Below are 13759 nucleotides of genomic sequence, written 5' to 3'. Positions count from 1 at the left end.
GTCTTTCATGAGTGCAAAGATCAGGCTGTATGTAGAGCACCCCTTGGCCCCGGGGCAACCTGTTCCGGTGTCGCGCGACCAGGCGCATTACCTCTTCGGGGTGATGCGGCTTGACGCGGGCGCCGCCGTGGCGCTGTTCAACGGGCGCGACGGCGAATGGCTGGCCCATGTGACCGAGGCGGGAAAGCGCGGCGGTACGCTGGTCTGTCAGACGCAGACCAAACCTCTGCAATTGCCCCCCGACCTCTGGCTGCTGTTTGCCCCGATCAAGAAGGCGCGCACCGATTTCATCGTCGAGAAAGCGGCCGAGATGGGCGCTGCCCGGATCGTGCCGGTGCAGACCGATTTCACCAATTCCGAACGCATCCGTCAGGATAGGCTCCAGGCCCACGCCATCGAGGCCGCCGAACAATGCGGCGGCACCTTCGTGCCCGAGGTGACGGATTTGCAAAAGCTTTCCCGCCTGCTCGATGCCTGGCCCGCCGACCGGCAGTTGATGTTCTGCGACGAGGCCGAGGCCGGGTCCGCCCTGCGCCTCGCCTCGGAAGGGCGGGGCAGGCCATGGGCCATCCTGATCGGCCCCGAGGGCGGCTTTTCCGAGGCCGAACGCAAGCGCCTGCACGCGATGGAGCAATCCCATGTCGTCAGCCTCGGCCCCCGCATCCTGCGCGCCGATACCGCCGCCGTGGCGGCCATGACCCTCTGGCAGCAGGCGCTGGGGGACTGGGCATGATCCGCAAGGCCGAGGACAAGGACGTCGGCGCGATTGTCGCCTTTCTGAGGCGACATAGCGAGACGTCCATGTTCCTGCTCGGCAATCTCGAAGCGCATGGTCTGAACAATACCGAACACGCCAACGGTACCGCGTATTTCCTCCGCGAGACGGGTGAGGGCATCACCGGTGTATTCGGGGCGACGAATGGCGGTTATCTGATGTGCCAGCTGCCCGGGATCGGCGCCACCGAGGCGCAGACCTATGCTCATCTGCTCCAAGGCTACACCCTGCGTGGCATGACCGGTGATGTGGCACAGGTGGATGTGGTCTTGGCAGCGTTGCCGGTGCCCGGGGACGCGTGGCACGTGAACCGGGCCGAGCCGCTCTATGCGCGCGACCTGGCAGGGATCAAAAGCAAAGCCACGCTGATCCGTCCGGCCGAGGATCACCGGGCGCTGCTGACCGAGTGGTTCGGGCAATACGCGGCGGATGCGGGGCTGAACGATGGCTGTGATCTGGCGCTGAACGCGGCCAATGCCGGGATTGCGATTGCCTCGGGCCGGGTGCGGCTGTTGCTCGTCGGCGGGATTCCTGTGGCGATGACGGGGATCAATGCCCGCGCAGGGATTACGGTTCAGGTGGGCGGCGTATTCGTGGTCCGGGACCGGCGCGGCGAAGGGCTGGCGGGCCAGATTGTTGCTGCGCATCTACAGGAATTGCGCGGCGAAGGCGTGGCCCGCGCGATCCTGTTTACCGCATCGGCACAGGCGGCACGGGCCTATGAGAAGATCGGATTCAACCAGATCGGCTCCTACCGTCTTGCCCTGCTGAAAGAGCCGCTGACATTGGGGGTGCCGCGATGAGTTTCATCCGTCCCGAGGCGCGCGCCGCGCTGTGGCGCTGGCGCGAGGTGCTGGCGGGGATCGCCATCGCGCTGGTGGGCCTCAGCTGGATCACCGGTCCGGGCGGGCTTTTGGGCTGGGTCGGCTGGCCGACCCTGCTGGCCGGTACGGGGCTCACTGTTGTCGGCCTTCAGCGTGCCCGTTTTCGCACCGGGTCCGGCGGGCCGGGCGTGGTCACGCTGGACGAGGGCGAGATCACCTATATGGGCCCGCTTACCGGCGGCTCGGTCGCCGCTGCCGATATCGAACGGCTCACGCTCGACCCCGCCCTCATGCCCGCCCATTGGGTGCTGGAGCGCCCCGGCCAGCCGCCGCTCCTGATCCCGGTCAACGCAGAAGGCGCCGAGGCGCTCTTTGACGTCTTCGCCAGCCTGCCCGGATTGCGCACGGAACGCATGCTGGCCGAGCTGAACGGCGCCCCTCGCCATGCCGTGGTGATCTGGGAGCGCACCCCTTCGCGGCCCCCCACGCAATGGCTGCACTGACAGCCGAATCAGCCGCCCGCACCCCCGCGCGCCTGACCTCCGGCCACCGACCGGCCAACACATCCGCGTGAGCTTCTCGCGCCCCATGCATTGACACCCGCGCGAAATATGCCACTTCTCGGCGGACGCAGCACAGCCAAGACGGAGCCCCAGCCATGTCCATTCCCCAGTCCGGCGGCGGACCGATCGAACGCCACGAACAGCTGGCCGAATACCTTGCCTCGGGCTGCAAGCCCAAGTCCGACTGGCGCATCGGCACCGAGCACGAGAAATTCGGTTACTGCAAGGACACGCTGAAACCGCTCCCCTACGAGGGCGAGCGCTCGATTCTCGCCGTCCTCCAGGGTCTGCGCGACCTGCACGGCTGGGCGCCGCTGGAAGAGGGCGGCAAGCTTATCGGGCTGACCAAGGACGGCGCCAATGTCAGCCTTGAACCGGGCGGCCAGCTGGAACTCAGCGGCGCGCCGGTGGAAACCATCCACCAGACCTGCGACGAGGTGAACGACCACCTGCGCGACGTCAAGGATATCGCCGACAAGATCGGCGTCGGCTTCATCGGCCTCGGCGCCGCGCCGATCTGGACCCATGACCAGATGCCGCTGATGCCCAAGGGCCGCTACAAGCTGATGGACAATTACATGCAACAGGTGGGCACATCGGGCACCACCATGATGCGCCGCACCTGCACTGTGCAGGTGAACCTCGATTTCGCCTCCGAGGCGGACATGGTGCAGAAACTGCGCGTCGCGATTGCCCTGCAACCGGTTGCCACCGCGCTCTTTGCCAATTCGCCCTTCCTCGAAGGCAAGCCCAACGGCCACAAAAGCTGGCGTGCCCGCGTCTGGCGGCATCTCGACAACGACCGCACCGGCATGGTGCCCTTCGTGTTCGAAGACGGGTTCGGCTTCGAGGCTTGGGTGCAATACGCGCTCGATGTGCCGATGTACTTCGTTTACCGCGACGGCAAGTATATCAACGCGCTGGGCCAGTCCTTCCGTGATTTCCTCAAGGGCCAATTGCCTGCGCTGCCGGGCGAGACGCCGACGCTCAGCGACTGGGCCGATCATCTGACCACGCTCTTCCCCGAGGCGCGGATCAAGAAATTCATCGAGATGCGCGGTGCCGATGGCGGTCCGTGGCGCAGGCTCTGCGCGCTTCCCGCCTTCTGGGTCGGGCTGATGTACGACCAGTCGGCGCTGGATGCTGCCTGGGACCTGGTCAAGGGTTGGGATGCCGAGACGCGCGAGACCCTGCGCATCGAGGCGAGCCGCCAGGGGCTTCAGGCGCGGGCGGGCAATATCGACATGCACGCGCTGGCGCGCGAAGTGCTGGCGATCTCCGAGGCCGGCCTCAAATCCCGCGCCCGCCCCGGCGCCGGTGGCATGGTCCCGGACGAGACCCATTTCCTCAGCGCCCTCAAGGACAGCGTCGAAACGGGCAAGACCCCCGCCGACGAACTGCTCGACCACTACAACGGCGACTGGAACGGCGACCTCACCTGCATCTACCGCGAATACAGCTATTGATCCGGCGCCCCCGCCCGTGGCGAGACGGCAGCGGGCGGGGGCGGCCGATCATGGATCATCGGATCGCACAGGATTCGGCTATCTGGTTGACTTAGGGGCAGACTATGCCCTTCATGGCGCTCTTGACCGCCAATGGCAGGTCCATATCGCCGGGAAGCCATGACAGACACATCAAACGGAAGCGGCGGGCAGGCGGAGTTTTCCGCGCCCGCCCTCATCAGAATTGTCAAATGGACCGGTCTGGTTCTCTTTGGGCCGTTCTATTTCCTGTTCATCGCTTTCATCCCGGTCCTGTGCCAATCCCGGCGCGGGTTTCGCGGCTGGTACTGGCGCACGATCAAACGAGCCTGTTCGCGCTTGATGTGGCTGCTGAGCACCCGCGTGGAAATGGGCGCAGCGGCACATGATGCGCTGCGCCACGACGAAAACAGCATCATCGTGATCAATCACCGCAGCCACCTTGACGGGTTTGCCCTGATGGATGCCCTGCCGGCCGAAAAATGGATCACCTTCGGCGCCAAGAAGGAGCTTTGCGATGCCGCCCTGCTTCGTCGCGGGTTCAAAAGCGCGGGTCTGGTCGAGATCGACCGCAAGAGCGGCAAGCTGGCGCTTCAGACATTGTCCGATGCCGTAAAGGCAATGCCCACCCGCCGGTCCCTGGTCCTGTTCCCCGAGGGCACACGCGTCGGCACCGAAACCCTGGGAGAGTTCAAGCCAGGCGCGGTTCTTGTCGCCCGCGAGACCGGTCGCACGATCCGCCCGATCGTCATCCTCAACTCCGACCGTCTCTTGCCAGGCGGCAAACGCCTGCCCAAGAGCGGCAGCATCCGGATCGAGGTGCTGGAGCCCTTCCTTTGCGACCCGAACGCGTCAGCCGACGCCGATGTGGCCCGCCTCCGGTCAGCAATGATCGAGGTTTTCGAGGGACGGCAACAGGCCCTCTGAGCGTGCCCCCGGAACACTCTCGGTCTGCTCAAAGGAAACCACGGCCTGTCGCTTTCCTTTCGACAGACACTTCTGACGGCAAGCAGGTTCATTCGGGCAGGCCGGCCCTTCGAAGCCCCCGGACAATCCGTTCAATCACTCTCTCTTCCTGAAATGGGCTTTCGCGATACTTTGTGATGCTGCTGCCCGGTTCGATGCGCAGGATATCCTCTGTTGCGGCCCGGGCTTCGCCGATCCGGCCAAGCTCTGCAAATGCCACGGCGAGCACGAAATGATTGTAGACATAGTCGGGATCTATGCGCGCCGACTCCTGCGCCGCCGAAATCGCTTCCTCTCGGCGATCCAGAAGCAGGTATGCATAAGCCAGGTCACCCAGGTACCAGGCCGGATAAATCGGGCAAAGTCGCATGGCGCGCTTGAGCAGCGGAACCATTGCCGCGGGGTTGTTGGAGTACAATTCGACGTTCGCCGCCACCGCTGGCGCGAATGAATTGCTGGGCCCCAGCAGCATCGCCCTGTTGGCAAAGTCGCGGGCCGCGTCGTGTTTGCCCAGCGAGATATGCAGAAATGCCAGCAACGCCAGCGTGTCGGGATTCGAATCGTCGATCTCGCGGGCCTTTTCCATCGCCTCCAGCGCCTTGGCTAGCGCCGCCTCCGGTTCGTCCGACCAACAGTTGTAGGCTTCGTTCCAGTATGACCATCCCAGCATGGCCCAGGCGCTGGCATATCCAGGATCGAGCTGCAAAGCTCTTTCGGCAAGTCGGCGGGCCGGAGCAATGTCAATGCGGCGATGGCTGTGCAGCAGTTCCGGGATCTGAATAGTGGCTTCCCAGGCCTCAAGGTTCTTCGTGCCGCTGGCCCAGAGCCGCGCTTGTTCCCCTTCGGTCAACTCGATCTGCAACGCGGACGTGACTTCGCGCGTCAACTCGTCCTGAATCTCGAAAAGGTCCGTAGTCGCGCGATCATAGCGCTGGGCCCAAAGGTGATGACCGGTCGTCGCGTCGATCAATTGCACCGCAATACGCAACCAGCCAGCGCCATGCTGCACGCTGCCGTCAAGCACATAGCGCACCTTCTGTTCTTGTCCGACCTTGCGAATGTCGACCGCCTTGCCCTTGTAGGTAAAGGTTGAATTGCGGGCGACGACAAACAGTTTCGAAAGCTTCGACAGGGCCGTTATGATGTCTTCCGCGATCCCATCGGCGAAAATCGCGTCCGTTGGATCGCCCGAAATATTGGCGAAGGGCAGCACAGCGATCGAGGGCAGCACGCGCACGCCCGGCGCGTCGTCGCCATTGCCCACGCGCCCGGATGCGGGAGTTGATACCGCGCCGGCCAGGATGGCCGCCCTGAGCGCCTCGGTCTCAGCGGCGGGTTCGGTGCCCAACTCGTTTTCCAGCATGACGCGGCAAGCCTCATACTGGCGCAGGGCCTGGTCGCGCGCGCCGGTTTGCACCAAGGCTGTCATGACGGCACGGTGCGCACGTTCCCGAAACGGTTCCAAGGCCAACAGCATGTTCGCCGCGGCCAGACGCTCGCCACCCTCTGCCGCCTCGAAAATCTGTTCGTGAACGCCAAATGCGAGTTCCGCTACCTTCTGGCGTTCGAACGACGCCCACTCTTCGAACGCTGCATCTCGAACATTGATGCCGTCGAGGAGAGGACCACGGTAAAGCGCCGCTGCCCTGCTCCACTCTCCCGCATCGGCCAGGGATTTCATCTCCGAAACATCGCAGCTGATCCGGTCTTGCACGAGCCGCACGTCGTCTCTCTCGGTTTCCAGGATATCCAGTGCGGCGTCGCCAAGGCGCTTCCTCAGCGCAACAAGCGCCTGACGCAGGCTGTTGCGCGAATGGTCGTCGTCACGGTCCGACCATAACAGCCCGACCAGCCGGTCGCGGCTCGCCGTCAGACCCGGCGAAAAAGCAAGGATGGAAAGAAGCCCCTGGATCTTTCGCCCGGTGATCGCCACAGGAACCCCATTGGGCGTAGTCATCTCGAAGCCGCCCAACAAACGTATCCGCGCTTGGACCTTTCCTGCGTCAGCCACCTCGCCACGCTCCCTGTCGTCGAATTGACGTTGTTCTTGGGACAATAAGCGCATTTTTCACGGCGCGTTATCGATTTCCACAATCGCTCTGACGATCGGTAAGCGATCCTTTCACGGCTCAAACGCAAACTGGGAGCATCCGGCCCGATCTCGGATGAACGGCAACAACTCCAGGGAATGTTCAGATGGCTCGCTTCGATTTGTTGAATGAATATACCAGTGCATATGTCCCACGTGTTTCAGAGCCCTCCGAAAAACCAAAAAACACGCGGCACAGGTGGTTTCCGCATTTAGCAGTTCTCGACACAATTAGCAGTTCTCGACACAATTGTGCCCGCCGCCCTCATAGTTTGTGTCTTTTGCTGACAGTTCAACGGGGATCCTGACCGTGTGGTGAATCCCGATGCCCGGCACAGCGATGATGCAGACGGCCCATCCCCTCCCGCCGGTTTCAGCTTTGGGTTATTGCCACCGATCAGTCCAAAAGGACCGCTACTCAATTGGTGGGAATCAATGGCCCGCACCCCTTTTCTTTATCGCGGGAACTCCGGCTCTAGCGATCCCTTTGGATCCAAAGATCTGGAACCACTTCGACATCGAGAAGAAAAGTATGAACACATTTGAAAACAGGGAGCTGTTCTAGCAGCACATCTTTGCGATCAATTTACCTGAATTCATAACGTTGTACGGGGGACGAAAGGATGGTCGATTTTTGTTGACTCTTCTATCCTTACAACGAGAATAAAAAATTGGAACTTAAATACATTTTTCTTTTTTTGGGAGACTTAAAAATGGAATTAAAGCTGATTGGTGTCTTTGCCGCAGCGCTTTCTTTCTTGGCTGCGGGTGCGAGCGCCGCTGTGATCTATGATGAATCCGTGAACGGGGATTTGGATGCGATCGGCAGCGCAAACGTAAATCTGGTGGCTGGCGTCAACGAGATTTTCGGCCGGCTCCCAGGAACACCGCCCGAAGACTCGGACAGAATCAAGTTTACACAGGTGCCAAACCTGATCGTCGACAGCATCGTTTTGTCATTCACCTCGCCGTTTGATCCGCAGACCATAGGGACAGCATTCAATCTGTCCCTGTTCAACAATCAGGCCAATCTGTTCGATGACAACTTTGGTACCGCGACATCGGGGGCTTCGATTTCGGCGTCTTTCTTTGACAGTTCCGGTTCTGAGACCGGGGCGCTGGTCAAGAACGTGTTTGGCACGATCTGGGATTTTTCGATTGCTGGCGGTCCAGTATATCCGCACCAAGACTGGAAGCTGACGATCACTACATCTTCCGAGAATGTAGGAGCGGTTCCCCTCCCGGCAACGGCTCCACTTATCATGGCGGCGCTGGGTGGGTTGGCGATGATGCGCCGTCGTAAGAAAACCTGAACCTCAATCTTTCGTTTGAGCTGGCAACGCCCGGTCTTTCCGGGCGTTGTTGCATTCTGTGGTGATACGCTGGCAAAGGCCCGGATCGTCCGTCACCCTGGCACATTGCGGATGATTGGACTTCAAAGGGCTGGATTCTCGATCGAAACGGGGCCAACGACGCTCCGCCAATGGATCTCGCTCCCATCCCCAAAAGAAAACCGGCAACAGATCGCTCTGCCGCCGGTTTCCCTGGGTGTGGCCGTGCTTAGTTCTGCAACTCCGCCGGGGATTTGGCGGCGATGTCAGTCCAGTTGGCGTCGGCCTTCACGATGAAACCGGGGATGTCCTCTTCCCACTTGGCCTGGATCTCGTCGGACAGGTTCAGGTACAGTTGGCCGTCAACGATCTTCCAGTTGTCCGGATCGCCGTCGAACTTGAAGCCCATCGCGGCGCCAAAGGCGCAATAGCCGCCATAAGCTGGCAGATAGGCCTCTGGGTTTGCCTCGAACGCTTCCTTGTTCTCCGCGCTGGCAAAGCGATAGGTGGCGTCATGATAGACCGAGGTGATCTTCCAGTCGCCTTCGGTGGCTTCGCCCACGGTGAAATAGGCCACCGGGTCATAGCCCTGCATGGCCAGACCGGTCGAGCTTGCGTTCAGTTCCACACCGGCGGCCAGGGCCGAGCTTGCCAGTGCGACGGACAGGGCGACGCCGCCCAGGAAGGTTTTGAAGGTTTTCATTGTCATGCCTTTCGATTTTGGCTGACCCGTCGGCGCAATTTCCGGCCGGGCCTGTTGGAACCCGCACGGCGCAATCTCGCCGCGGTGATCCCCAGATGGGCAGCCGCCCGATCACGTTCAAAGCAACTCAAGTTGATCGTGCACAGGTCCAGAGCGCCTGTGCGAAGATTCTGGGTTGACAGATCGGTAAATGATTAAACTTCCACCAGATCGGCAAGAAAGGCCACGACCTTTTCGACCGGCATCTCACAGGGAAACAGCCGCGCGCCGCCGCTCAGGTCGTAAAGGTTGAGGCTGATGTAATCGGTACCACCCAACTCGGTCGCCACCAGCTTGACCGACCGCCCACCGGCAAACACGGATTTGGACACGGAATACCGCCGCCCGCCGGACCGGCCGGGATTCGTGCCAATGGGCCAGGCGCGCAAGCGCGCCAGCGCCTGATCCTTCACGCCGATTTCTGGCCGATCTTCGGCTCGGTCCGGGCCTTCAGCCGTGCGATATTGGCCCGGTGTCGCCAGAACACCATCAGCGTCAGCACGATGCCCAGCGCAAACCCGGTGCCATATCCAAGGAACACCAGCCAGAAGGTCGAGCTTGCCGCCGCCACCAGCGCCCCCATGGACGAAATCCGCGTCACCGCCGCGCCCGCAAGCCAGCTCAGGCAGCAGGCAACCCCGACCGGCCAGGCCAGCGCCAGCCACAGACCCAGAAAGGTCGCAACCCCCTTGCCACCTTTGAAGCCCAGCCAGATGGGATAGCAATGGCCGACAAACGATGCCAGCGCCGCCACCTGTGCCGCGTCCTCGCCCGCGAACAGCCGCGCCAGCAGCACCGCCACCGCCCCCTTGCCACCATCCAGGAGCAGGGTCAGCGCCGCCGCCCCCTTATTGCCCGTGCGCAGCACATTGGTGGTGCCGATATTGCCCGAGCCGATCTTGCGCAGATCGCCCATCCCCATCGCACGGGTCAGGATCAGGCCAAAGGGCACCGAGCCCAGCCCATAGCCGATCACGGCCCAAAGGATCAGCATCATCACGGGCGTGTCAAAAACGGGCATCAGTCTCTCCGGTAAACGGCCTGTCCGGCCACATAGGTCGCCAGCACCCTACCTTGCATCCGCTGGCCGTCAAACGGGGTGTTCTGCGATTTCGACCGCAGCGTGAACCGGTCCAGAACAAAGGGCACATCCGGGTCGAACAGCACCAGATCGGCAGGCGCCCCCGCACTCAGCCGCCCGGCCTCCAGCCCCAGCCGCCGCGCAGGGTTCAGCGCCATGGCCCGGAACAGGGTGGGCAGGTCAAGCTGCCCGGCATGATAAAGCCGCAGCGCCGCAGGCAGCAGCGTTTCCAGCGCCACCGCCCCGCTTGCGGCCTCCTCAAACGGCAGCCGCTTGCTTTCCTCGTCCTGTGGCGTGTGCATGGAACTGATCGTGTCGATCAGGCCCGTGCGCACCGCCTCGATCACCGCCTGCCGGTCATCCTCGCTGCGCAAAGGCGGCTTGACCTTGAAGAAGGTGCGATAACCCGAAACATCCAGCTCGTTCAGGGTCAGATGGTGGATCGAGGTGCCGGCGGTGATGTCCAGCCCATTGCGCTTGGCCCGTTCCAGCGCGGGCAGCGCACGCGCCGTGGTGATCTGGTCGGCGTGGTATTTCGCGCCCGTCATCTCCAGCAGCGCGATATCGCGGTCCAGACCCATCCGCTCGGCCATGGGCGACACGGCGGGCAGGCCATAGAGCGATGCGAACTTGCCGCTGGTGGCCGCCGCCCCCTCGCTCAACCCCGGCTCCTGCGGATGCGCGATGACCAGCGCGCCCAACGATCGGGCATAGGTCAGCGCGCGGGAAAACACCTTGGTGTTGGCGACCACATGGTCGCAATCGGTGAACGCCACCGCGCCTGCATCCAGCAGGAACCCGATCTCTGTCATCTCACGGCCCTGCCGCCCCTTGGTCAACGCCGCCATCGGCAGCACGTTGACCGGAGTGTCGGCCTGCGCCCGGCGGGTGACAAACTCCAGCGCCTCGGGCGTGTCGATGGCCGGGTCGGTATCAGGCCGGGTGACGATGGTGGTGACACCGCCCGCCGCCGCCGCTTGTCCCGCGGATTTATAGCTCTCCTTGTGGCGCTCGCCCGGCTCGCCCACCTTGACGCCGATATCGACGATACCGGGGGCCAGGCACTTGCCACCGCAATCGACCACCTCGACATGTTCGGGCACGCCGATCTCGTGGCCCTGCGCCACGATCCGCCCGCCCTCGACCAGCAGCGCGCCGCGCTCGTCGGTGCCCGCCTCGGGGTCGATCAGCCGGGCATTGGTGAAAAGGATGTTGCTCATCTTATCGCCCTTTCGATGGCGGCCTCGGTGGCGGCCGGGTCCGCCTGGTATCTGATCAGGTGTTTGTCACCGCCCTTGGTGATCACCTGCACATAGCTGCCCATGGTCCGCACCATCTCGATCTGGCCGAGCGGCACCCGGTGGCCCGGGCCGCTGAGCGTACCGTCCGAGATTTCCCAGACCACCGCCAGCTCCTCCGACGCCAGGTACCAGCCGCGCAGCGCAATCGCGGCGAGGCCCGCCGGAGCACCGGTCCAGACATAGGGATTGTCCATCGCCCAGAGCACCGCCATGGCGCCGCCCATGGCAACCGCCGCCATCCAGGTGTGGTTGCGGATATAGGCCCCTCGGTCGGCGGGAAAGCGGAGTGTCGCGTCGCTCATGTCCCGCCCCCGGGGACGAGCGCCAGAGCGCTGAAACCCTTAACGAATCGTGAAATTGCCGATGTACAAAACGGCACATTCGCCCCGTGGGGCCGGTACAAAACGGTCAATTCGCGGGTCAAAAGATCAACCATGCCAGCCCCCCGATGATCAGCGACATCACCACGATGAACAGGGAAAACCCGATATTGCGTGCCTTCCGGCGCGCCTCGCGCGGTGGCAGACGCGGTGCGGAATGGGGCAGGGCGCTTGCCGTCTCGATCGGTGTCCCGCTCCAGTCGGTGTCTTCTTCGCGATACTCTCCCACCGGCTCCAGCGTTTCGGGCAAGGTAGTTTCGACCGGGTTCCCACCGAACGCCCGGCTTCGCAAAAGCAGTATCCAGCCCTTGTGCGCGGCTAGCTCTGCGCGGTCCAGATGGTCCTCGGATATCCCGCAACCCTCTGTAAGATAACCATAAAGACCGAAGTCTTCGAGGTCGGAGATCGGAAAGACCTCGACATGACCCATGTCGAGCGCATCGAGCCCCAGGAGTTGCGCCACCGCCCCCGGCTCGCGCAGGAACCGCGCCTCCTCGGGCCGCATGTTCAGGGCGTAAAGGCGGATCAGGCCGCTCTCGTTCCGGGGGACGCTCAGCCGGGTCATGCCGCCCCGCGCAGGTTGCGCGCCAGCAGCTCCATCGCCGCCATGCGCACCGCGACACCCATTTCCACCTGCTCCTGGATCACGGACCGGTTGATGTCATCCGCCAAGGTCCCATCAATCTCGACCCCCCGATTCATCGGCCCCGGATGCATCACAATGGCATCCGCCTTGGCCAGTCCCAGCTTCTCGCGATCCAGCCCGTAGCGGTGATAATACTCGCGCTCGGACGGGATGAAACCGCCATCCATCCGCTCTTTCTGAAGCCGCAGCATCATCACCACATCGACGTCTTTCAGACCCTCGCGCATGTCGTCATAGACTTCGGCGCCAAACGCGGCGAACTGAGAGGGAACCAGCGTCGGTGGCCCGATCAGGCGGATGCGGTTTTCCATTTTTCCCAGCAAAATCAAATTCGAACGCGCCACACGGCTGTGCGCGATGTCACCGCAGATGGCGATGTTCAGCCGGTGTAGCCGCCCCTTGGCCCGGCGGATCGTCAGCGCATCCAAGAGCGCCTGGGTCGGGTGTTCGTGCCGCCCGTCGCCCGCGTTCAGCACCGCGCAATTGACCTTCTGCGCCAGCAAGTCTACCGCGCCCGAATGCGGATGCCGCACGACAAGCAGGTCGGGATGCATCGCGTTCAGCGTCATCGCGGTGTCGATCAGGGTCTCGCCCTTCTTGATCGAGCTGGCCTGCATGGACATGTTCATCACATCCGCGCCCAGCCGCTTGCCCGCCAGTTCGAAACTGGCCTGCGTGCGGGTGGAGTTCTCAAAGAACATGTTGATCTGGGTCAGCCCCGACAGCACGTCGGAATGCTTGGCCGATTGCCGGTTCAGGTCGACATAGGTCTCGGCCAGATCCAGAATGGCGGTGATATCTGCGGGAGACAGCTGTTCGATGCCAAGCAGGTGTCGGTGGGCAAATGACATGGGCGGCTCCGGTCAGGCGATTGCGCCGCTTATAGAAAGCGCGCGGGCCGGGGGCAATACGGCCCGTCGCCTCAGTCAGAGGGGGCGCAGCCGCCCTCGGGCAGGCAGGTCTCGCCCGGCTTGCACCATGCACCGCGCCCGCAATCGACCGCCAACTGCGGCACGCAGCCCCGTTCGGCCGAGCATTTGAAGCCCGGCCTGCATTGTGATCCGGTCTCTTCGCACAGGTACCAGCCGACGCGGCTGCACCCTCCCCCGGGCAGGCACTGGGTCCCCGCCGGACAGACCCGCCCGTCCTTGCAGGGCGGGTTTTGGGGAAGGGTCAGATCTGGTTTCGGAACCGGCACGCAGTCGCCGGAAACCGAACAGGTCATCCCGGGCCCGCAGGTCAGGCCGGTCTGGCATTTGCCCGCACCCTTGGGCGCGCATCTGGTGCCGCCTGCCACGCAGTCCTCGAACGGCCCGCAGGAACGGCCGCCGCCGCAATAGGTGCCGCCCAAAGGCAAGCAGTACCCGTCCCAGCTACAGGTTTGCGACAGGCCGCAGCAGTTTGATGCACCGCATTGGGCGGTGCCCGCGGGACATTCCGCCGCCCGGGCGTCATGAAACGCGGCAACAAAAAAGACGATCAGGCTCAGGCAGGACAGTTGAAACATGCCGCCATGCTCGGCTGCGCGTTGCGCGCTGTCCAGCGGCAATCCGCTTTCCCTTGCCGCGCAGACGGTT

At 63.1% G+C, this 13759-nt stretch carries 15 protein-coding genes; 6 read left to right on the top strand and 9 right to left on the bottom strand.

Annotated elements, in window-relative coordinates; all coding sequences use genetic code 11:
* Nucleotides 1–7 precede the first annotated feature (7 nt).
* The 5 genes from OEZ49_RS13000 to OEZ49_RS12980 all read left to right on the top strand — a co-directional run bounded on the left by OEZ49_RS13000 (nt 8) and on the right by OEZ49_RS12980 (nt 4573).
* Entirely contained in the window at nt 8–733 is a 726-nt protein-coding gene (locus OEZ49_RS13000; protein WP_263388708.1) for a 16S rRNA (uracil(1498)-N(3))-methyltransferase, read from the top strand.
* Complete coding sequence (locus OEZ49_RS12995; RefSeq protein ID WP_263388707.1) at nt 730–1578, top strand: GNAT family N-acetyltransferase; 849 nt, start codon at nt 730–732, stop codon at nt 1576–1578. Before OEZ49_RS13000 ends, OEZ49_RS12995 begins: the two co-directional genes overlap by 4 nt.
* The gene (locus OEZ49_RS12990) at nt 1575–2102 is read left to right on the top strand and encodes a hypothetical protein (protein WP_263388706.1); all 528 of its coding nucleotides are present in this window, start codon (nt 1575–1577) and stop codon (nt 2100–2102) included. The genes OEZ49_RS12995 and OEZ49_RS12990 overlap by 4 nt, the downstream gene beginning before the upstream one ends.
* 155 nt (nt 2103–2257) lie before the next feature.
* Entirely contained in the window at nt 2258–3628 is a 1371-nt protein-coding gene (locus tag OEZ49_RS12985) for a glutamate--cysteine ligase (protein WP_263388705.1), read from the top strand.
* Nucleotides 3629–3787: 159 nt separating this feature from the next.
* The gene (locus OEZ49_RS12980; protein ID WP_263388704.1) at nt 3788–4573 is read left to right on the top strand and encodes a lysophospholipid acyltransferase family protein; all 786 of its coding nucleotides are present in this window, start codon (nt 3788–3790) and stop codon (nt 4571–4573) included.
* 88 nt (nt 4574–4661) lie between these two features.
* On the opposite strand, the gene OEZ49_RS12975 is transcribed toward OEZ49_RS12980, so the two are convergent.
* Nucleotides 4662–6569 (bottom strand): BTAD domain-containing putative transcriptional regulator, encoded by a 1908-nt coding sequence (locus OEZ49_RS12975; protein WP_263388703.1) that lies wholly within the window; start codon nt 6567–6569, stop codon nt 4662–4664.
* An 803-nt stretch (nt 6570–7372) separates the two neighbouring features.
* On the opposite strand from OEZ49_RS12975, the gene OEZ49_RS12970 reads away from it, so the two are divergent.
* Complete coding sequence (locus OEZ49_RS12970; protein WP_263388702.1) at nt 7373–8014, top strand: VPLPA-CTERM sorting domain-containing protein; 642 nt, start codon at nt 7373–7375, stop codon at nt 8012–8014.
* 247 nt (nt 8015–8261) lie between these two features.
* Here OEZ49_RS12970 and OEZ49_RS12965 read toward each other — a convergent pair whose 3' ends face one another.
* From OEZ49_RS12965 to OEZ49_RS12930, 8 genes are all read right to left on the bottom strand, one after another.
* Nucleotides 8262–8735, bottom strand: a complete 474-nt coding sequence (locus OEZ49_RS12965; RefSeq protein ID WP_263388701.1) for a YHS domain-containing (seleno)protein — start codon at nt 8733–8735, stop codon at nt 8262–8264.
* A 194-nt stretch (nt 8736–8929) separates the two neighbouring features.
* Nucleotides 8930–9187 (bottom strand): hypothetical protein, encoded by a 258-nt coding sequence (locus OEZ49_RS12960; RefSeq protein WP_397545666.1) that lies wholly within the window; start codon nt 9185–9187, stop codon nt 8930–8932.
* Nucleotides 9184–9795: a glycerol-3-phosphate 1-O-acyltransferase PlsY gene (gene plsY, locus OEZ49_RS12955; protein ID WP_263388700.1), complete on the bottom strand. Its 612-nt coding sequence runs from the start codon at nt 9793–9795 to the stop codon at nt 9184–9186. The genes OEZ49_RS12960 and plsY overlap by 4 nt, the downstream gene beginning before the upstream one ends.
* Entirely contained in the window at nt 9795–11075 is a 1281-nt protein-coding gene (pyrC, locus tag OEZ49_RS12950; RefSeq protein WP_263388699.1) for a dihydroorotase, read from the bottom strand. Before pyrC ends, plsY begins: the two co-directional genes overlap by 1 nt.
* Complete coding sequence (locus OEZ49_RS12945) at nt 11072–11458, bottom strand: hypothetical protein (RefSeq protein ID WP_263388698.1); 387 nt, start codon at nt 11456–11458, stop codon at nt 11072–11074. Before OEZ49_RS12945 ends, pyrC begins: the two co-directional genes overlap by 4 nt.
* A 118-nt stretch (nt 11459–11576) precedes the next feature.
* A complete protein-coding gene (locus OEZ49_RS12940) occupies nt 11577–12101 on the bottom strand; it encodes a hypothetical protein (protein WP_263388697.1) in 525 nt (174 codons plus the stop codon).
* Nucleotides 12098–13033, bottom strand: coding sequence for an aspartate carbamoyltransferase catalytic subunit (locus OEZ49_RS12935; protein WP_263388696.1), 936 nt, complete (start codon nt 13031–13033; stop codon nt 12098–12100). The genes OEZ49_RS12940 and OEZ49_RS12935 overlap by 4 nt, the downstream gene beginning before the upstream one ends.
* A gap of 71 nt (nt 13034–13104) precedes the next feature.
* Nucleotides 13105–13731, bottom strand: coding sequence for a scavenger receptor class F, member 2 (locus OEZ49_RS12930; RefSeq protein ID WP_263388695.1), 627 nt, complete (start codon nt 13729–13731; stop codon nt 13105–13107).
* Between the last annotated feature and the right edge of the window lie 28 nt (nt 13732–13759).

It is taken from the genome of Ruegeria marisflavi (genome assembly GCF_025673445.1).
In the GTDB taxonomy this organism is placed as follows: Bacteria; Pseudomonadota; Alphaproteobacteria; order Rhodobacterales; family Rhodobacteraceae; genus Ruegeria_B; species Ruegeria_B marisflavi.
This window is presented reverse-complemented; position numbering and strand designations above follow the sequence as displayed.

Bases quoted from the DNA above. Each gene is read 5' to 3' on its own strand.
- OEZ49_RS13000 (WP_263388708.1), top strand. From the start codon at position 8: ATGAGTGCAAAGATCAGGCTGTATGTAGAGCACCCCTTGGCCCCGGGG.
- OEZ49_RS12995 (WP_263388707.1), top strand. From the start codon at position 730: ATGATCCGCAAGGCCGAGGACAAGGACGTCGGCGCGATTGTCGCCTTT.
- OEZ49_RS12990 (WP_263388706.1), top strand. From the start codon at position 1,575: ATGAGTTTCATCCGTCCCGAGGCGCGCGCCGCGCTGTGGCGCTGGCGC.
- OEZ49_RS12985 (WP_263388705.1), top strand. From the start codon at position 2,258: ATGTCCATTCCCCAGTCCGGCGGCGGACCGATCGAACGCCACGAACAG.
- OEZ49_RS12980 (WP_263388704.1), top strand. From the start codon at position 3,788: ATGACAGACACATCAAACGGAAGCGGCGGGCAGGCGGAGTTTTCCGCG.
- OEZ49_RS12975 (WP_263388703.1), bottom strand. From the start codon at position 6,569: ATGACTACGCCCAATGGGGTTCCTGTGGCGATCACCGGGCGAAAGATC.
- OEZ49_RS12965 (WP_263388701.1), bottom strand. From the start codon at position 8,735: ATGAAAACCTTCAAAACCTTCCTGGGCGGCGTCGCCCTGTCCGTCGCA.
- plsY (WP_263388700.1), bottom strand. From the start codon at position 9,795: ATGCCCGTTTTTGACACGCCCGTGATGATGCTGATCCTTTGGGCCGTG.
- pyrC (WP_263388699.1), bottom strand. From the start codon at position 11,075: ATGAGCAACATCCTTTTCACCAATGCCCGGCTGATCGACCCCGAGGCG.
- OEZ49_RS12945 (WP_263388698.1), bottom strand. From the start codon at position 11,458: ATGAGCGACGCGACACTCCGCTTTCCCGCCGACCGAGGGGCCTATATC.
- OEZ49_RS12940 (WP_263388697.1), bottom strand. From the start codon at position 12,101: ATGACCCGGCTGAGCGTCCCCCGGAACGAGAGCGGCCTGATCCGCCTT.
- OEZ49_RS12935 (WP_263388696.1), bottom strand. From the start codon at position 13,033: ATGTCATTTGCCCACCGACACCTGCTTGGCATCGAACAGCTGTCTCCC.